Origin of the sequence: Nostoc sp. LEGE 06077, assembly GCF_015207705.1 — a bacterium.
GTDB lineage: Bacteria > Cyanobacteriota > Cyanobacteriia > Cyanobacteriales > Nostocaceae > Nostoc_B.
Window position 1 is genome coordinate 1 of the sequence record NZ_JADEWI010000009.1, and the last position, 19,246, is coordinate 19,246.

Consider the following 19,246-nt stretch of genomic DNA (forward strand, 5'->3'; position numbering starts at 1 on the left):
CCAATTCCGATTTATTGCTTGGATTTAATCACCTAATTTTTACAATGAACCAATTTAAACCTTTTTTCTCTTCTGGATAATTTCATTTATTTACTACTTGCTTATTTCGGAAAGTGACAGAAGAGGGGTAACCGACGCGGAGAGAGGAGTTAAACGCCATGACAGATATAGGTTTTTGACTACTGAATGGCTGCTCTAGATACAACGCCACAATCAAGTTTTTTTCAGAGTAATTTATAAAATTTGCGGTTACGGTTATTTGGGAAGTAGAAATTACTACTTCCCATTTTTATGAATTTAATACAGAGAGGCCAAAACTTTATCTGCTGCGGCGCGGAATGCGGTGGCTGCACCTGCACTCATATCACGAGGCGCACAAACGCGATTTCTTACATAGGCAAGAGCGATCGCACCAACTGCTGATATTGTGGTTTCTATACTATTTTTGCCCCCAGTTCTTCCTCCTGGTAAGGGTGCGCTATCTCCATGAATCAGGTATTCTGCCAACAGTCTTAAATGCAAGTCTACTGATTCTTTGACTGTGGTAATATCACCATCTACGGCGAGTGCTTGCACACCAGAATTTTTGATAATATCTGCGATCGCAACTTCATGGTTATCACTGAGTCTTTCTGCTGCTTCGGCGCGATATTGAATAGCGGTAATATCTGCTACATCCAAAGGTAAAGCGTTTCCAGTTGGTTCAATACCAAATCTTCGCCGCAAGAGTAAATTATTGGTGGTGTCATCTGATCTCACCCGCTGATAAGCAGGACGTTGATTTAACGCTGCAAACCAAGCATTAATCCGTGGGAAGCGGGGATTTCCTTTGATTTGATAGCCCCGATACACAGGTAAATTCGCCGCTAGTCTATCTAGATGGGGGCTATACATAATATCAACTAGGCTAAAGGTTGATAAAAAGTAGGGGCCTGGATATTTGCCTAAAGTTTGCTCAAGTTCTTCTAATTTCGCTTCAAAGGTAGCTTGTAAATTAGCTAACTCATCCGCATCTGTTGGAGTTTCTCGTAAGAATTTATAAGCAAGATTGCGAAAACCATTAGTCTCTGCATCTTCCACCCACTGTCTAGCTACAGCGTTTTCTTCTGGGTTTTCAGGAAGTAGGGAAGGACTAGGAAATCTGGCTTCTAAAGCTAAGAGAATATCTTTAGATTCGTAGACTAACTCACCTGCAATTTTGGCGGCTGGGACAAGGGTTGTGGGAACTAAATCCGTATACCATTTGGGTTTATTGCTTAAGTCAATAAACTCTGTTTCAAAGGGAATTTGTTTTTCTTCTAAAGCAAACCACACTCTTTCACAAAAAGGACACCAGGAATTCGTATCGCGGTAAAGCAATACGGGTGGTGTGGTTTCTGGTGGTAGTTTATCCAGACTGCTAGGAATAGGTGCAGTTGAAGGAGACTGTCCTGGTCGCCGTACCCGCCGCGCTGGGGTGTGTTTTTGGGCAATTTCAAATAACTGTTCCCAGGTAGATGCTGTAGTTGGAGTGGTCATATTTTTGTAATTTCCAATAATGTTGCGGAATTGATTACCATCCCTGTTGTGTGGGACGGATGAGAATTTCATTGACATTCACCCGTGGCGGTTGAGTGACTGCATAGACAATAGCTGCGGCTATATCTTCGCTTTCTAGTGGGGTGACGGTTTTACGTCGTTCTTCACTACGTTGCTTGGCGATGGGGTCGTCAATCAAGTCGTTGATTTCTGTATCCACTAAACCGGGTTCGATGATGGTGACGCGGATGTTGTGTTGGTAAACTTCTTGACGTAATGCTTCCGAAAAACCATTGACACCCCATTTGGTGGCGTTGTAGATCCCAATCCCGGCTCTAGCTGTGCGTCCAGCCACAGAGGAGATATTGACGATATGTCCAGAATTTTGCGTTTTCAAAATTGGCAAAACGGCGTGTGTTGCATACAGCACACCCAAAACGTTGACATCAATCATTCGCAGCCAACTTGCTGTGTTACCGCCGTCAATCTCGCCAACAACAGCAATCCCGGCATTGTTGACTAAGATATCAACTCTTCCCCAGGCAGCGATCGCTTTATCTACCAAATTTTTGACTTGGGCTTCATCGGTAACATCTGTAACTATCGGTAATGCTTTGCCACCATTCTCCGTAATCTTTTGCACTACTGTATCTAATCGCTCAGAACGCCTTGCAGCAATCACTACTTGCGCTCCTTCTGCGGCTAGGGCGATCGCAGTTGCTTTACCTATCCCCGCAGAAGCCCCAGTAATAATTGCTACTTTTCCTTCTAATTTACCTGCCATATATTTATCCCAATGAACATTTCTCAACTACATTACTCATCAATAAATTGCTTCATTGCATTGCTAATGACTTGATTTTTTTAACAGTCTATGAGATATTATCTACATAATATACGGTTTGTCTATCGATTTATCGTAAATTAAATTTAAAAAGCTATTTTATTCTAAATATAAGTAGTGTTTATTTAATGTTTTATCTAAATTTGCTGCAAGTTAATCTATCAAAAAGCTGAAGAATAAATCTTATTAAATAATTAGTTATTTAAAACTTATTCAGGAGAAATTAATGATTTATATTACTTTAGAAAGAGAATTATTAGATGAAGAATTATGGTCTGTGCGACCATCGTTAAAATTACCAATAAAAATTCAGTTCTTAGTTGAAAAAGAGCAAATAAAGCAAGATATTTGGGATGTATCGAAAAAGCCAGTAAATATGTAGCCTAGGTAACTTGACAAGTTAACTATTAAGCCATAAATTTCTAAGTGTTTTATAAAGCAATGTAACCGCAAATACACTTGGAGGTTTATCCAATGTTGAACAATATAAATATTCAGTGGAGACAACTGCGCTGGCCTTTGGTGATTAGCGCAGGATTATTAATGCCTTTAAGTTTAAATACACCAGCTATATCTCAATCGGCTGTAGAGATAGCACAAAAACCTGTAGCTAATTTGATCAAATCTCGCCGTTTATGGAATCAGCAAAATATTCGTAATTACCGTTATACACTTAGTAACAGTTGCTTCTGTGCGCCAGCAGCTAGAGGGCCTGTAATTATTACTGTGAAAAATGGAATTGCAACATCTATCACTACAACTACAGGTGAGCCAGTTAGCAACCCAGAATTTTTTGAAAGGTATAAAACAATTCCCAAATTATTTAATGTGATTGCCGATGCGATCGCCCGCAAAGCAGACAGAATTGATGTACAGTATAATCGCAAGCTTGGTTATCCCACCCAAATTAGCATCGACTACAGCTTTCAACAAGCTGATGAGGAATTGTTCTTGACAATCGAGAATTTTCAAGCACTTTAATTAATAATTAAATAGGCAAATCCTTAATTTGATTTTAAACTTTAGCATCATATCTAGGGAAGAGCCTATTTTTCTTATAGCTGCTGACGTAAGGTATTAATAAATTTAGTAACTTCTTTTTCTCCCTCTTTTTCTTCCACTGTTCTCAACATTTTTAATACTTCTTCGGCTGTGCGTAATGCTTCACGAATTTTGCCACGTTTTTGCTGTGTGGTAGCAATGAGATAAAGACTATAGGCATCTTTCCTGATATCTGGTTGCACTGGTTTTTTTTGTGGTGTACGCTGTACATCACCAATTCCAGAGCCAAGCGAGCCTATGCGACTATTTTGGATTTCGGCTATTTTTCTGGTAATTTCTAAAACTTGAGCATAATTACCCTGATCAGCATAAATAGTTCCTAGAGCAATTAATAGTTCAGGTTCAATAAAAGATTTTTTGTCTGGCGACAAATTTGACTGATTGAGTTTTGTTTGAGCTAATTGTAAATATTCGAGTGCTTTAGGATATTCACTTAACTCAGTGTAAGTAATAACAATATTATTTAGTGTTCTTATTTCTTGCTCGATATCACCATTTTCTTGATATTTTTTTAAATCTTGTTGTAATGTCGTTAATTGTCGTAGCAACTGATTTTTTTGAGATAATGAATCGGCTGATTCTTGTATATTTTTAGGTTGTAAGTTTGCTGTTATGTCTAGGCTTGATTGATTCTTCGCCTCTGTTCTAACCTTGTTATTGGTACTCAACAATATTTGACTAGTTAAAAATATAATGCCTGTGATAATCGAAGCTATAGAAAATATCCTGATATAGTATTTACTCATTACTTTTACTTAGATTGACAGAGTAGTGAATGTTTTGAGGAGTATTTTTAAATACTGATTATAATTGATTACTCCCCCAAAATAACTGAAAAAAATCAATATTGACGACTCATAATTGATTCCGTGCTTTTAATTGCAGATATCGTTCCACTAACTGGTCAGTAATTTGATTAGCTGGCGCATCGAGTACCAAAACACCTTTTTGTTTTAATTGAGCAAAGGCTACTTGGCGTTGTGCTAATAAATCTAAAGCCACAGCACGACTATAGGTTGCTGTAACTTCTTGAGTAAATGTATGCGCTAGATGATCAACTTGGGGATCTCGCAGAGTGACGCAGAATGGTAGATAACGGGGTGCTAATCGTGAGAGAGACGCTAATAATTCAGTCGAAGCGGTGACATCAACTAAATCGGTGATTAGTACCACCAACGCGCGGCGAGTTTGCCTTTGTACTACATTGGTAACAGCGCCTAAATAATCAGATTCGAGTAAAACTGGTTGAATGGGAGTCAAAGAATCAATTAACTTACCCAGATGAGATTGACCGCGTTCTGGAGAAACCCATGTGTGCATTTGGCGGTCAAATACACCCACCCCGACGCGATCGCCCCGATGTAACCCGGCTAAAGCTAATGATAAAGTAGCATTTAAACCCCAATCAAATCGCTGTAAGCCTTTGACTTGTGCTGTCATCAACCGACCGCGGTCTAATAAAATAATCAAGGTTTGCTCTTGTTCTGGTTCTAACACCCTGACCAAAGGCGGTGTATTACCACTAGTTCTTCGGGCGGTAGCTTTCCAATCAATAAACCGTAAATCATCGCCAGTGTGATAGTTCCGCAGTTCTGCAAACTCTGTACCGATACCCATCCGGCGAGATTGGCGAATAGAACCTGATGATTGTAAGGTGAGGCGAATAGAGAGCGATCGCAACCCGATTAAATCAGGATAAACTTTGACTGAAACACTTTGCGGTATTTGCCAATTATGCCAAGCTAACCCCCAACTTCCTAACTGTCGCACTTGAATATTTCCCCAAGGAAATTCGCCGCGTTGTGTTGGGTTGACAGTGTAGGTTAATTCTTGGGTAGTGTTAGCGGGGATAGTGGCGCTGAGTGTCGGTGTAGATACGCCAAATTCTGCGGGATAGTAATCACGAAGTTGAATAATTGCGTCCGTCTTGGCTGCTGTAACCGCCAGCATTACCGGATTATCTCGCCCAATCGATAAGCGTTGCGGTAATTCGCGCTTAACTCGCACCCGCAAAGGACGGACTCGCAAACCATCGACAATCATCAATCCGAGAACGATCGCATCGCATAATAACGTGATGGCGATACTAACGGGAATGGGGAGAAATAGGGAGAGGATGGGTGCGATCGCAATTCCTAATCCTAATAAGAAATAAACTCTTCTTGCAGGAACCATTGATTGAAGTATGAAGTGTAAAGTATGAAGTATGAAATTAAGTAAGTCTATTTTTTTACTTTAACAATGATAGTTGTAATGATAGCAATTATTTCTTCAGTTTCGTTTAGTAGGGGTAGTAGACGTTGAGATGGAACCATTTCTGATTTGTTTAAAATCCGTAGCCAATATAAACTTTCCCTAGCTTCTTTTTGAGCAATACTGTATTTATGAATAAAATCCGCTTTACTTTCTCCTGATTTTGCTTCTTCCAAGTTAGCCCCTATAGAAGTTGCTGATCTAAGATATTGCTTACCAATAATCCAGCCTGCTTGGTCTTTACCCTCTTGCAAAAATTGATATAACTTAATTGCTCGTAACGCATATTCAAATGACCGTTCTCGAATATCCCAAGAAACTTGTTTTTCCTCTTTCATAACTTTTTCTTCTTTCACACTTCATACTTCACACTTCACACTTCATACTTCACCTTGGGACTTGAACTTGATTAATTACGGACGCAATAATCGCATCAATTTGTAAACCGTCTAGCATGGCTTCTGGTTTAAGTAGTAAACGATGACGCAACAAAGGCGAAGCTACAGTTTTAACATCATCTGGTGTGACAAAATCTCTTCCAGCTAACCAAGCGACTGATTGTGATGTTTGCAACCAAGCACCAGCCGCACGGGGTGACGCACCCAAAGCTAAATCAGGAAATTGGCGCGAAGCTCTCACTAAAGCTAAGAGATAATCGATAATCTTTTCAGATACTTGCACTTGTTTAACTTCTTGGCGTGCTTGTAAAATTTCGGCAACGGTGGCGACTGGTTTTAAACTACTAATATCTATCCGTCGTGCTGCAAATCCTGCTTGACGATTGAGTAACATTTGTTTTTCTGCGGCTTGGTCGGGATAATCTACTAATAGTTTGAATAAAAATCTATCTAACTGGGCTTCTGGTAAAGGATAAGTCCCTTCAAATTCTAAGGGGTTTTGTGTAGCAATTACCCAAAATAAATCCGGTAGAGGTAAACTGTCACCATCCAAAGTAACCTGCATTTCTTCCATTGCTTCTAACAGCGCCGCTTGGGTTTTTGGAGGAGTGCGGTTAATTTCATCTGCTAGTAGCACTTCGGTAAAAACTGGCCCTTTTTTTAAGGTAAAATTGCGACTATTTAAGTCAAAAATATTCGTTCCTGTAATATCAGAAGGTAAAACATCTGGTGTTAGTTGAATCCGGCGAAAATCACCTTGTATTAACTGCGCTAATACTTTGACTAAAAGTGTTTTACCTGTGCCAGGTACACCTTCTAAAATTACGTGTCCACCTGCTAATAAGGCTACTAGCAATTGTTGGATGAGGCTAGATTGTCCGACAATAATTTGATTAAGTTTCTGATCAAGTGCAATAAATACAGAATGGTTTTGACTCATAATTTTTATGAATAAAATACTCAAGCATAAAAGTACAGCTTTTGCTATCAAAGTTGGCGCAAAATAGGAAATTACTTAGGTATTTCCTTCAGGGTTCGCCATTTTGCCAACCAGCTTAACAGTTCTCGTTCACTTATGCGCTGTTTTCGGGTAGATAATTTTAATACTGCGTCCAGTTCGGCTGGATTTGTACCTGTTTTTTCTTGCCAAACTTGCAGTAGTGTTTGGTGTTCTAGCAGTGTTGTGCCTAATCCTAAAGCTTTTTGCAGTTGTCTTTGTTCTTCTTTACCCACCATTTCTATAACAAAGTTGCTGGATTCGGCTTTTTCTAAAACTCCCGCCAGTGCTTGGATATATGCTTGGCTATTGTCTATAACTGGTGTTTCTAAGACTATTGGTTTACCAAAGCGTTGATTGTTTGCCCAAATTAAGACTAATAGTAAAATTCCTAGTTGAACTAGTGCAGGTAACAGCGGTGTTTTAGCAAAATAACTCAATAAATCGCCTTCGCCTTCACTTTGACTGACATCAGTATCTTTATAACCGTGAATATATTCGTCTACAAATAATTTGTTGCCTTTTTGGTTAACTAAGCTGGCGAGATATTGGAAGTTACTTAAATTATCTTGATAAGCATTAGCAGCTAAATAAGGAGTTGTAGAAAATATTACTTTGCCTTGATCCCGCTTTTCTTGCCAAACTACAGCACCAAAGCGATCGCCTAAAGAAACTAGCTGCTTTTCTACTTTGATATTACGTCTTTTTGTGGCAATTTTTATATCACCGAAATTTGATTGTTGCAGAGAATGAAAATTAGCTTCAGTCACTGGTGTTTTGACACCTAAAATTATCAAATCATTGCCTTTTTCTAACCATTCCTGTTCATCAAATAATAAATAAGCTTCTCTGGGGGAACTACTCACCCGTAGCAGAGTGACTGGAGTTTTGTCTGGTTTGAAATCATCTAGAGGTTTTTGCCAACGCTGAATAGTTACACCTTGCTGCTGCATATAAGCATACCAAGCGCCATAGCCATCAGCCGCCCGACTATAAGTAGAACCAGAGTAAATTTTAGTGTTAGGAGCCGAGAATAAACTAAGTAAAATTATGACACCAAGTGCGATCGCTCCTATCCAAGCAATACGGTTTGAACGTTTCATAAATTAAGTGCTGAGTTTCTCATGGATTAATAATTTCTTGGTAAGCTTGCTGACATTGTTGATAATTTTCTGGCAAAATCTCAGCATTGCCAAAACATAATTGTTCGTGGGTAGTAATCAAGGTTTCGTAAGGTTGGACTGGGGTGACAGTTGAACGTAGCAACTGCAAATATTCGCCGTCGGTGCGGCTAAATTTGTGAGGAACCAGCTTAGTATCATGCAAGTGTTGTAAGATTGCCAAGTAAAGACAACGACAAGCTTCACGATAATTACCCTGACGGTAAAATTGTTGCGATCGCTCTAGCAACAGTGCTACAGATAAATCATTGGCGCGATTTATCGCCGCAGCATCCAAGGACGTTTTTCCCCCAGATAACCAAGAATATATATAAGGGCTAAATTCTAACCACAAGCGCCAAAGCACGAAAGCCACAAACACCGCAAGTATCAGCCAAAACAAAAACGTCAGCAAACTACTCAGCCAAGGACTAATCTTCCATCCTGGAGATAAACTTGGTAAAGAATTTTGAAAGCGCTCAAATTGGTATTCTATCCATTCGCCGATTTGTTGCTGGAATTGAGACACTTCCCAACTCCAGCTAGTTTTTTCAAAGGTATCAGTAGGCATAAACAAAGCTAGTAACTTTTTTTGCTCTTTTGTAGCATTATCCAGCCAAGTAGGACAAGTAACGCCCCAAATGCGAGAAATCCCAAATCCCAAGCTAACTGATTTGTCCCTGACTTCACATGATGGATACCGAGAATTTGGTGGTCAATTATACCTTCAACTACATCAAATAATCCTGCTCCGATGAGTATAGACCCAAAAAAGGTTGATGATGACCAATCAACATCATTGCGTCCTCCAGCACGCCACAATAAGATGATTCCTGTGACAGTTAATCCAAAGTCTAAGGCATGAAATAAGCCATCCCAAACCATGTTTAAATCTATATTGGAGTCGTTAATCAACGGTTTAACACTACTGACCATGTGATGCCATTGCAAAATTTGGTGCAGTAAAATTCCGTCAATAAAACCACTTAACCCCAGTCCTAAAATAATTCCCGCTACAATTAGCGGTCTTTGTTGAAGTGCAATTTCACTTTTAGCCACAATGATTAACCTCAAAGATAAGTTTCGTTATCACAATAAGTTTTTATCTCAGGGATATCTTCTATCTTTTGGTATTACCTGTAATTTCAGCTTTTTTACTATTGATAATAGAAATGAGAAAAAAGCATCATAAATATATAAGAAATATAAGAATATTTCATTATTTATACTGACTAACTCAATATTTTCCAAAACTTATTACCTAAAAATACTGTTATTATTCCGCATTAAATAATACTAAAATTTAAATTGGCTGAGTTAAACACTATTGATATATTTGAATTTACCAATATGTCTATTTCACCAGCTTTAGTACTGTTTACTTTCTGGCTGATAATTACGTTGATATTTGCCAGCCTCTATAATAGGCTAATTAAAAGTAAAAATCAGGTTGACTACGCCTTCTCTACAATTGATGTTTTACTGCAAAAAAGATGGGATTTGATACCTAATCTTGTGGCGGTTGCTGAAAAATATATGCAATTTGAGCAGAAAACTTTAACAGAAATTGTCAAACTCAGAACAAAAGTAATCTCAGAACGTGTAAGTGAAAGTACAAGAGTTGCGATTGAAGACCAAATATCTAGAAGTTTAGACAATATCATAGTTGCAGTAGAAGCATATCCAGAACTCAAAACCAACGAGCATTTTATCCAGTTACAGTATTCACTGACAGAAATTGAAGAACAAATTTCCGCAGCCCGGAGATTTTATAACAGTGCTGTCACTGAATACAACAATGTTGTGGAAATGTTTCCCACTAACTTGTTTGCATCGTGGATGAACTATCAGTTAAAAGTACAATTCCAAGCATCTCTACAAGAAAAACAAAGTGTGAATGTCAGAAATCTCTGGAATCAATAAACCATAGTTTGATTTATAAAACTTTATAGGAACATTTCATGCACACTGATTTAGAAATATTCCAATCAGGGCTAGAATTTCTCAAGCAAAAACATTACGCAGATGCAATCAGTTCATTAGAAGATTTTTGTCAAAGATACGAAACAAATGCTGATAATAAATCTAAGGAATTTTTTGAAGCACAAGCAGCTTTAGTCAAAGCATATCACTTGAGTGGAAAACACCAAGAAGCCCGTTTATGCTGTCAACAACTCGCAGAAAGTAACAATCATCAAATTCAGGCTTGGGCGCAGCGAATTCTCCAATCTTTACCTGCTGAGTCTTCACCAGTAGCTACTAATCAAATATTCCTCACAGCAGAACAAGCAGCGGAATTAATCGCTACTGGAAGTAAATCGCTAAAATGTCGCCGTTATGGTGAAGCTGTTCAAGTTCTAGAGGAATTCTGTCAAGGAACTGATGCAGGATTCAAGGATTATTATCAAGCGCAGATGTGGCTAGTTAAAGCCTATAAGGGAAATGATCAATTAGATAATGCGATCGCACTTTGTCAACATCTGACTAATAGTGATCAAGAAGTCACACAAATTTGGGCGCGACAATTTCTCTCAACTTTATCCCCAGTGAATGTTGCTGCTTCAGAATCAACTTCTCAACCTCCCTCTCAAACGATAGAAGCAGAAGTCAAAATGACAAGGAGAAGTTTAAATGATTTTAAAAACTTTTGTCAAAATAACTTATTAGATGATTTAAAAGAAATTGAAGCAATTAGAAAACAAACTATAATCTCAGTCTCGGTTGTTAGTGTTGTTATATTTATAATATTTTCCTTGTTAATCAAGTTTTTTCCCTTAGAATATCTGATTTTTTGTTTTGTGAATAAACTTCCCTTACCTTATTTTCTGATATTTTTCTTTTTATTGGGGTTTTTAGCTTGTTTATGGGGCTGGATTGCTTTTTATACTTCTGCGATAGAAACTTATACTCATGGGTTTAAACAAAAAATTATTCAAAAGATTTTTTATTTTATTAATACCAATAAAAATCTTAGTTATTCTAATTACGCCTCAGAAGTAGATAATGAATATACTCTGTCTGCTTTCATTCGTAGCCAAATTTTTCCTACATTATTAAAACCAAATAGAATACAGCAACAAGAATGTATTTTTGGAAAAGTTAATAAAACACCTATTTTCTTTTCAGAAATTTGTACAGAAGTAGAATTAAAGCATCATTGGATAAAATATCTAACTTTTTCTCAACATTTAAAAATGTTAGGTTCAATGATGGTACCTCCCTTTGTTATTAGAATTATTTTTGGATTTTTACTGCCACTGTATTCTATATTATTGGTCATCAAGCTTGTTAAAAGCATTCCGTATTTAACTATTAGAATTTTACGAGGTAAACAAATCAGTTATAGACATTTTGAAGAAGAAATCATGAGAAATGAGGTTTCGAGAAGAACAGTATTTAAAGGATTATTTTTTCAAGCAGACTTTAATAAAAAGATTAGTGGTAAGACTATAGTTTTACCAAATTTATTAAATGCAAATATTCATGCTTTGAACCAGAATAAAGAAAATTTAGTTAAACTAGAAGACCCAGAATTCAATCAGTTTTTTACTGTTTATGGAGACAATCAAGTTGAAGCAAGATATGTTTTGTCTACAAATTTAATGACCAAATTAGTTCAATTTAGAAAAAAAGCTAGAAAAAATATTTACGTGTCATTTGTTGAAAATATGATCTACATAGCCATTGAGTATGCAGATGATATTTTTGAGCCGAAACTTTTTCACAAAATGTTAAGCTTCGCTCCAATGAGAGAATATTTTGAAAATCTACATCTCATGCTTGATGTTGTTGACGATTTGAACCTCAACAGACATATTTGGGGAAAAGATTAATAGCAATATAGGTTAATACGGTTCAGTTAGGAAAGTTTTCTTGTGGAGATAAGGGAACAGGGAACAGTAAAAGACAAAAAAGCTTATCTGAACAGTATTGCAATATAGGTTAAATAAAAATGACTTAGAGGTGAGAATTTTTTTACAATTTTGCTAAAATTTCTGGTAACAATTGACCAGGAACTTTTGATAAAGCTAGATTTTGTCCATGAATGCCTAATTCGTTATGGAAGGCGCGGATTGTTTTGACTATATAAGCAAAGGTTGTTTGATAAGCTTCTGGTTGTTTGCTTAATCCATTTAAAGCTTGCAAATGCTGATCTAATGATATTTCTAAGTGGTGCGATCGCGTGGGTTTATCGCCATTAAAAGAACTATCTGTAACTAGCTGATAATGGGCTAATCCTAAGTTATTATGAGCAGCGAACAAATCAAAACTTAAAGCTATCCCATTGAGAGAATGTGCCAAAGCAATGGCCTCTTCATAAGCAATAATTGATAATTTGAGTAACTTTTGCTTGCGTTCTTTGGTGGTTTGCGGCAGATTTGCTAAATGCCAGTAAGCTGTAGCTAAATTATTTTGGGTGGCGGCGCAAGCACTGGGAACATTGGCGGCGGTGCGATATTTTAAAGCTTCGCAGTAAACATCAATAGCTTGCTGAAGATTGTCGGCTGGTTGTTCGTATTGGGCTAAATTCCAGTAAGCAGTGCCGATATTATTTTGAATCATCCCATATTTGAGGGGTTCTTGGTCGGCATTGTAATGCGCGATCGCTTGGTTATATGCAGCGATCGCTTTTTTCAGATGCACCACTGGCTGATTATATTGTCCCAAATGCCAGTAAGCTGTACCTAAATTATTTTGACAAGCTGCATATTTTAAGCTGTCCATCTCTACAGTACGATGAGCTAACGCTTGTGTATACGCTAAAACTGCTTGTTGCCAATTTTCCGCAGGGTTAGAAAACCTCGCTAAATCACCAAATGCTGTTCCCAAATTATTCTGCACCCGCGCATAAGTTTCTGGGTGAGTTTGGGGTGAAATCATTTTCAACGCCAAATGATAAAATTCAATCCCCTGTTCAATGTAATTTTGCCCCGCCTCAACGTTGGGTGGTGTGCGGTACAACATCCAATATAATGTGCCTAAATCATTGAGAATATCGGGTAATTGTGGTGATGTTTCATCGTAGGCGATCGCTTCTTGATAAGCCAGAATTGCTACCATCAAGTTTTCTAGGGTGGAATGCCCTTGTTCAATCCGCAAACGATATAAGTTGCCCAACTGATGGTAGGCTGCTGCCAAATCCTCTTTTGCAGCTTGCTTGATGTGTAATTCTTCAATTGCTAAGAGAATTGGTTGTGGTTGCCAATTTTCATCTTCTTCTTGAGCAACCTTGGCATTAATTGTTGCTAAGACTAACTCTGTTAACTCCTGGCTAATATGCGATAACGAAGACAGTGATGGAGGGCTAATAGTCTCACTAGGTTTAGCCGAAGATTCTGGTAATTGAGATTCTTGTTTAGTAAATCCTGGCGGTGGCGGGGGAATTTCTAAAACAGCCCGCTTGGCGGGTGTTTCTACCGGAAGCGTACCATTTCCTGTAGGAGATGGAGCTTTGGCTGGTGCTTCAATGGTTGATTCGTTGACACTAGTCCCATCTAAATTGCCAAAATCTAAATTTCGGGAATTAGCAACACGTTCGGGATAATTTACATTGCGTTTGGCTGGGGTGGGTTCTCCCGCAAAGCTAAATATCCCCGTACGCCAACGCCAAAACTGGGGGGCTGACTGCTGAATGGCTGACAACCAAGGACGCGAAATCCACAACAGCACAGTCGATTCTAAAAATCCACTAGATTCTTGGCTAGAAAAAGCTTCTTCACAGAGGCGCAGATAATGTAAAAATAACCGTTGCACTGCTACAGGTTGCTTTGTTAGCTGTTCTACACCGACAATTTGAAATGTCGGTACTGGTAAAGGTCTACCAGGGTTGTCTTTAGATGCACCGACAATTGGTGGAGGATAATTAGCCAGCCATTGATTGATTTGCGCTACTGGATTAGGCTCGTTTAAATTCAACCGCAAAGTCACTAATCGCGGGTAAGCTGAAGTGCTGCTAGTTTCTTGGCCATCTTGGGGCTGATATAAAACTTGCCCAACTGGATAAGACAAAGTTGAATGCAACCGCGCGGCTACTTGATTTCGCAGTTGTAAATCGTCGCATACTGCTAAAAACAGTTGTCTTCTTAAGCCCAAACTGAGGGCAAGTTTCAAACGGTGATATACTTGCCGATTCCAAGCAAAATTATCGTGGTGTGCCGAATCATTCACGCTCATGGTGGCTCATCAGCCAAAAAACAGTGTACATCACCTGATCAAAAGTACAAGTAGGTCTATCTAGTTCGGGGTCATCTTCCCACAGCCTGGATCACCACGCAAGTGGCTTTTCTACTTACTATTGTTCTTAACTGAACGTTATTGAACTATGACTGCCATTGTCAAGCAGAAACGCAAAATTTTCTGCCTATACATATCAATGTTCTGACTTTGGAGTTTTGACATAACCAATAAAAAACAGGTTCCCTTACAGCGAAAACCTGTAATACTACAAGAAATTTAAATTTTATTAACAAAAACAGTTGTTATTTAACTGATCTGAGAAACGGAGAAGGCGACAAAAATTAAGCCGCCGACCAAAACTGTGGCGACGACACCAAGGATAATATAGTTACGCTTTTGCTCTGCTGTCGGAGGTTCTGCTTGATAAACCTTTGGCTCTTGGGCAAAATTGTTAAGACGGCCACCTTCTTCATTTGTGTAGGGCATGAAGTAATTCCTTAATTCTGAACATTATTATTATTTAATGTTACAGAAACTTATCTCTTAATGCTCTCCCTATCAGAGACAAATTGTTACATTTTCTCGAAACTACTTATCATTTTTAAGCTAGATTGTCAAGATAAGATGTGAAGCTAAAAAATTATCTTCTCTAACCTCTAACCTCTATTTCCCAGTGAGAAGAACGCTTATAATTTTTCAGTTTTTTGTTGCAGGAGCGATCGCCAATCGGTAATTGCGTTTTCTGTCCACAGCCAGTTATTACTTAATTTATTTACCTGAAAGTTTACTGGGTCTTGATTAATTACCAATTGACGCAACTTAATTGCTTCTTTCATATATTGCCCTTGTTTCGTCTCCGGTTGATTGCGTGCAGATTTATACAATCCCATAGCTAAACCAGCGTAGGCAGTCAAGGCATCGTGAGGAATGGGAAGATTTTGGCTGGAAATTGCTGCTGCTGAGGAATTTGGCTGGTTTAAAGCTAAATTTAACGCCTTAAACCAAGAATCATTCGCGCGATTCAGATTACCTTCGGCGTAGTAGGCAAAACCCAAAGCATTGGTATACAACACCGAATTTGGTTCTGCTTTCACTGCGACTTCCCAAAAACGTCGGGCATCATCAATGGTATATTTCTTGTCTCCAGTCTGAATTAACTGCCAAGCTAGTCGTCCTTTAAAAAAGTTGAGTGCAGGATCATTTCCTTGCTTGATTGGCACACTATTTAGAGCAGTTTGGGCGGATTGTAATGCGCCACGATCTAATAATTCTTCTACAGCTACCAACCCCGCCGACAAGTCACCTTGGCTTAATTTTTCTGTAGCACTAGTAGCAATCACTCCTGTAGGGCTAGTTTCCAAGTTGATTTTGGCATTAGTGCTGCTAGATAGAGACTGTTGAACAGGAATTGGGGGGATATCAGCAAAAGTTGGGGTACGTCTAGTTTGCCACCACCAACCAAAACCGAGGATACTAGCGATCGCACCTGCACCAACAAAACCCAAAATCCGCGGCCAATTAGGACGACGAGGTTTAGGTAAAGATGTTGGTAACGATGCTTCATAAGCCTGCCAATCTTCTTTTTCACTGGCTACAGTTTCGCTGGGTGTTGCGCCCAGATTTCCCCATGATCCTTGCCCATCAATGGGTGTGACTTCGCCACTCATTTGTCTAGCTGGAAAAATATTTTCTCTATGATTGGCCGGTACTTCTCCATTCAAGGAAGATTGACCATTATTATTGGGTAATTGCTGATCTATCTGGCGAAACAAATCCGAAACTATGGCTGAATCTTCTGCATAACTGGGATCATCATATTCAATTTCATCAACTAAATCCCCCCAAGTCTCTTCACCCAACCAATCCAACTCCGAAGCATCATGGCCTAAACCCGGCATCATGTCATCAATGGGTAAGGATATCTGGGCTTCATCGGTCATCGCAGAGTAAGTTGTAATCGAAGTTGCTTTGATGCTGCGGTTAGTATCATTCAGCGACTCTGTACTGGTGAAAGTTGAAAGTTCTGTTCCCAGAAAACCATCAAATTCGGGTTGAAGATACAAAATTGGTAAAGCCCAATAAGTTTGGTGGGAACCATAAGCCGAAATTAATCCCTGACGCACCCGACTGACACATAAATCCACGGGGTATCCTTGACTCAGGTTGCGGTACAAAAGTTGTGTCAGGGTGAGTGCGACTTCATCCGGGATGCGTTCTGACATTGCCAACACGCACTTTATCCCGCGTCTGACTAAACTTTCGGTCAGGTTACGTTCGCCCGTTTCTTCGGTTGTGTCGGTTGTGGCTGTGTATGCTCCCCAACAGGAGTTAAACACTGCCATTTGAATATTATTATTGACGAGCAGACCTGCTAGGTCATCGCCACTCAAGGTTTCGGTTAAGCCAGTTCTGCTACTCACCAAATAAATTTCGCCACCACTTGAACCTAAGTCACTATGACCGGAGTAGTGGAGAACTTGGTATCGACTTTGTTCTAGGGCTTGGGTTAATTCTTCTCTGCCTGGCTGATCTAAAATAGTTAGTTCAATTTCCGGTAGGGAAATGCTGTTGTCAGATGTGCGTGAGGCATGACGATGTAATTCAGCTTGCAATCTCAGGGCTTCTTGTTTTAATAAACCAAGACGCGTTTGGTCTGTGGGCGATGCCAACACCATTAAAACGCGCACTATGCCATCTTCTGGCAATTGTGGCAGATTTCTCGACGGTAAGCGAGATGTGTTGAGAATACCGCTTTGGTAGCGCGAGAACGCCACATAAGGCCCGGTAGCTAAAGGGCGATCGCCTGCGTGCATGACTTCCCACGGTAGACGTGCTAACCTATTCTCCTTGAGGCCTAAGCGCAAACGCAGTACTTGTTGATGGTTTTGGGCAATGCCTTGAGCGGTAATCCAACTATCTCTGAGAGTGCCTTGAAACAGGGCATTATAAAATTGCTGACCCAATGCCACCAAGTTTACAGAGTTTCTGGCGATGCCTGCGGCGGACTGCATCAAAGCATCTCCCTGTAACACTGATCTCAAAGGATCATTCATCAGATGTCCTGCGGCTGCTAACCAATCAGCTACAGGCCAAGTCACTAGTTCTTCTGCCAATGGCACCCCAGGCGCGACTTGTTCCGTTCGCACCAAGTAGTCATTCTGTCCTACTGGAGTTACGGAAATGTGAAATTCCATACAAGTAACGCAATATCAATATTTTTAGTATGCAAACCCTCATTCATGTTCAATAGATGCCCAAAACCTGGATTTCCGTTTTTGAACATCAGATATCCATATATCGCTATACATCAATGCTCATGTTCAAACAATGCTCATTCCTCATTATGACAACTGGAGAACATTTTTAGTTTCAATATTCAGCTTTTAATTTTCTGTGATGACGCTCACAGAGCAGAAGTCAATCAATTTTAGATTTTAAATTTTGCATTGACCCCACGGATAAATCTGGGAGGTTGGTAAATTTTAGATTTTAAATTAACTTTAGGAGAATTTTATTAGGCAACAAAAATTAGAAAATTTTCAACTTTAATTAACTAAAGTTGAAAATTTTGCAATTTTTGCGATATAAAAAACGGAGAGGGAGGGATTCGAACCCTCGTTGAAGTCACCCCCAAACAGACTTTCCAGGTCTGCGCCTTCAACCACTCGGCCACCTCTCCAGGTGTCACAATTTACTATTGTAGTATAAAATTATAGAAAGTGCAAACAACATATTAAAAGACATTTTAGAGTAGAGATCTAAAGGTCAAAAACCAAATTCAAAATCAAGATGTCCCGTACATACACAATTAAAGTCCGCGATCGCGCCACTGGCAAAGAATACACCCTCCAAGTCCCAGATGACCGCTACATCCTACACTCTGCTGAACACCAAGGGGTGGAATTGCCTTTTTCCTGCCGTAATGGGGCTTGTACCGCTTGCGCTGTCAGGGTTTTATCGGGAGAAATTGACCAACCAGAGGCGGTTGGTTTGTCATTAGAGTTGCGTCGGCAAGGTTATGCTTTGCTGTGTGTGAGTTACGCCCGTTCCGACTTAGAAGTGGAGACACAAGACGAGGATGAAGTCTATGAACTCCAATTTGGGCGTTACTTTGCTAAAGGCAGAGTCAAAGCGGGTTTACCATTAGACGAAGATTAATAGGGAAAGGAGACTGGGAAGGGAGACAATCAGCAACTATGTTTTTTCTCCCCCTACACCCCAGCCTCTTTCCCAAGGGTGCAAAGGAGTAAATATGCGAATCGCTACAGTTTTAGGGCGTTTTGGGTTTTGGACGCGAAAAATAGCTATATTAAGCTGCTTATTACTATTGGTAAGTTGTCAAGCTAAAAGTCAGCCTACAGATAATCAAATGCTGGTGAAAGTGGCGCGTGTGGTAAGTGGCCAAAGTTTAGAAGTGTTGGGTATGGGTGAAAAACCGAATTTTGCCTCTCCAGTGCGGTTAATTGGCATTGATGCGCCAGATTTGCGCCAAAACCCCTGGGGAGATGAAGCTAGACAAAGCTTAGAAAAATTAATTGGGGGGATAGAACAATCAATCAAGCTAGAGTTAGATATTGAAAATAAAGATAAACTGGGGCGGACATTGGCTTATGTCTGGAAAGATAATCAGTTATTAAACGAACAAATAGTTAAACAGGGATATGCGCTATTTGTCGGGCGATCGCCTAATCACAAATACGACCAACGCCTAGAACGCGCTCAACAGTGGGCCAGAATTATGGGAGAAGGGATTTGGAACCCAGAAAACCCTATGCGCCAAACTCCGGCTGAATTTCGCTTTTTGAATCGATGAAAATGCTGAGTAAAAGTAATGGAG

18 protein-coding genes and 1 tRNA gene are annotated in these 19,246 nt (G+C 39.4%); 6 read left to right on the forward strand and 13 right to left on the reverse strand.

What is annotated here, in order from left to right:
• Positions 1-297 precede the first annotated feature (297 nt).
• Both IQ244_RS08535 and IQ244_RS08540 read right to left on the reverse strand, forming a co-directional pair.
• Positions 298-1,518, reverse strand: coding sequence for a glutathione S-transferase family protein (locus IQ244_RS08535; RefSeq protein ID WP_193892105.1), 1,221 nt, complete (start codon positions 1,516-1,518; stop codon positions 298-300).
• A gap of 34 nt (positions 1,519-1,552) precedes the next feature.
• Positions 1,553-2,302: an SDR family NAD(P)-dependent oxidoreductase gene (locus IQ244_RS08540; RefSeq protein ID WP_193892107.1), complete on the reverse strand. Its 750-nt coding sequence runs from the start codon at positions 2,300-2,302 to the stop codon at positions 1,553-1,555.
• A gap of 286 nt (positions 2,303-2,588) precedes the next feature.
• On the opposite strand from IQ244_RS08540, the gene IQ244_RS08545 reads away from it, so the two are divergent.
• Positions 2,589-2,744, forward strand: a complete 156-nt coding sequence (locus IQ244_RS08545; protein WP_193892109.1) for a hypothetical protein — start codon at positions 2,589-2,591, stop codon at positions 2,742-2,744.
• A gap of 92 nt (positions 2,745-2,836) precedes the next feature.
• Positions 2,837-3,343 (forward strand): DUF6174 domain-containing protein, encoded by a 507-nt coding sequence (locus IQ244_RS08550; RefSeq protein WP_193892113.1) that lies wholly within the window; start codon positions 2,837-2,839, stop codon positions 3,341-3,343.
• A 74-nt stretch (positions 3,344-3,417) separates the two neighbouring features.
• Here IQ244_RS08550 and IQ244_RS08555 read toward each other — a convergent pair whose 3' ends face one another.
• From IQ244_RS08555 to IQ244_RS08585, 7 genes are all read right to left on the reverse strand, one after another.
• Complete coding sequence (locus tag IQ244_RS08555) at positions 3,418-4,170, reverse strand: tetratricopeptide repeat protein (RefSeq protein ID WP_193892116.1); 753 nt, start codon at positions 4,168-4,170, stop codon at positions 3,418-3,420.
• 109 nt (positions 4,171-4,279) lie between these two features.
• On the reverse strand, positions 4,280-5,599 hold the full coding sequence (locus IQ244_RS08560; RefSeq protein ID WP_193892119.1) for a DUF58 domain-containing protein: 1,320 nt from the start codon (positions 5,597-5,599) through the stop codon (positions 4,280-4,282).
• A gap of 47 nt (positions 5,600-5,646) precedes the next feature.
• Positions 5,647-6,033, reverse strand: a complete 387-nt coding sequence (locus IQ244_RS08565) for a four helix bundle protein (protein ID WP_322746041.1) — start codon at positions 6,031-6,033, stop codon at positions 5,647-5,649.
• A gap of 31 nt (positions 6,034-6,064) precedes the next feature.
• Positions 6,065-7,015, reverse strand: a complete 951-nt coding sequence (locus IQ244_RS08570) for an AAA family ATPase (RefSeq protein ID WP_193892122.1) — start codon at positions 7,013-7,015, stop codon at positions 6,065-6,067.
• A gap of 71 nt (positions 7,016-7,086) precedes the next feature.
• A complete protein-coding gene (locus tag IQ244_RS08575; RefSeq protein WP_193892125.1) occupies positions 7,087-8,175 on the reverse strand; it encodes a DUF4350 domain-containing protein in 1,089 nt (362 codons plus the stop codon).
• A 19-nt stretch (positions 8,176-8,194) separates the two neighbouring features.
• The gene (locus IQ244_RS08580; protein WP_193892128.1) at positions 8,195-8,803 is read right to left on the reverse strand and encodes a DUF4129 domain-containing protein; all 609 of its coding nucleotides are present in this window, start codon (positions 8,801-8,803) and stop codon (positions 8,195-8,197) included.
• 8 nt (positions 8,804-8,811) lie between these two features.
• Positions 8,812-9,294 carry a DUF2243 domain-containing protein gene (locus tag IQ244_RS08585; RefSeq protein ID WP_193892602.1) on the reverse strand — a complete coding sequence of 161 codons (483 nt, stop codon included), beginning with the start codon at positions 9,292-9,294 and terminating at the stop codon, positions 8,812-8,814.
• A gap of 288 nt (positions 9,295-9,582) precedes the next feature.
• On the opposite strand from IQ244_RS08585, the gene IQ244_RS08590 reads away from it, so the two are divergent.
• Both IQ244_RS08590 and IQ244_RS08595 read left to right on the forward strand, forming a co-directional pair.
• Positions 9,583-10,155 (forward strand): LemA family protein, encoded by a 573-nt coding sequence (locus IQ244_RS08590; RefSeq protein ID WP_193892131.1) that lies wholly within the window; start codon positions 9,583-9,585, stop codon positions 10,153-10,155.
• Positions 10,156-10,193: 38 nt separating this feature from the next.
• Positions 10,194-12,065, forward strand: a complete 1,872-nt coding sequence (locus tag IQ244_RS08595) for a DUF3137 domain-containing protein (RefSeq protein ID WP_193892134.1) — start codon at positions 10,194-10,196, stop codon at positions 12,063-12,065.
• 142 nt (positions 12,066-12,207) lie between these two features.
• Here IQ244_RS08595 and IQ244_RS08600 read toward each other — a convergent pair whose 3' ends face one another.
• The 4 genes from IQ244_RS08600 to IQ244_RS08615 all read right to left on the reverse strand — a co-directional run bounded on the left by IQ244_RS08600 (position 12,208) and on the right by IQ244_RS08615 (position 18,088).
• Entirely contained in the window at positions 12,208-14,406 is a 2,199-nt protein-coding gene (locus IQ244_RS08600; protein ID WP_193892137.1) for a tetratricopeptide repeat protein, read from the reverse strand.
• 309 nt (positions 14,407-14,715) lie between these two features.
• Complete coding sequence (gene psb34 / locus IQ244_RS08605) at positions 14,716-14,895, reverse strand: photosystem II assembly protein Psb34 (RefSeq protein ID WP_193892140.1); 180 nt, start codon at positions 14,893-14,895, stop codon at positions 14,716-14,718.
• A 200-nt stretch (positions 14,896-15,095) separates the two neighbouring features.
• Positions 15,096-17,603 (reverse strand): cell division protein HetF, encoded by a 2,508-nt coding sequence (hetF, locus tag IQ244_RS08610; RefSeq protein ID WP_193892143.1) that lies wholly within the window; start codon positions 17,601-17,603, stop codon positions 15,096-15,098.
• A gap of 398 nt (positions 17,604-18,001) precedes the next feature.
• Positions 18,002-18,088: transfer RNA gene (locus IQ244_RS08615), tRNA-Ser, on the reverse strand.
• Positions 18,089-18,198: 110 nt separating this feature from the next.
• On the opposite strand from IQ244_RS08615, the gene IQ244_RS08620 reads away from it, so the two are divergent.
• Together IQ244_RS08620 and IQ244_RS08625 are read left to right on the forward strand one after the other, a co-directional pair.
• On the forward strand, positions 18,199-18,567 hold the full coding sequence (locus IQ244_RS08620; protein ID WP_193892146.1) for a 2Fe-2S iron-sulfur cluster-binding protein: 369 nt from the start codon (positions 18,199-18,201) through the stop codon (positions 18,565-18,567).
• Between the two features lie 94 nt (positions 18,568-18,661).
• Positions 18,662-19,222, forward strand: coding sequence for a thermonuclease family protein (locus tag IQ244_RS08625; protein WP_193892149.1), 561 nt, complete (start codon positions 18,662-18,664; stop codon positions 19,220-19,222).
• The last annotated feature ends 24 nt before the right edge of the window (positions 19,223-19,246 follow it).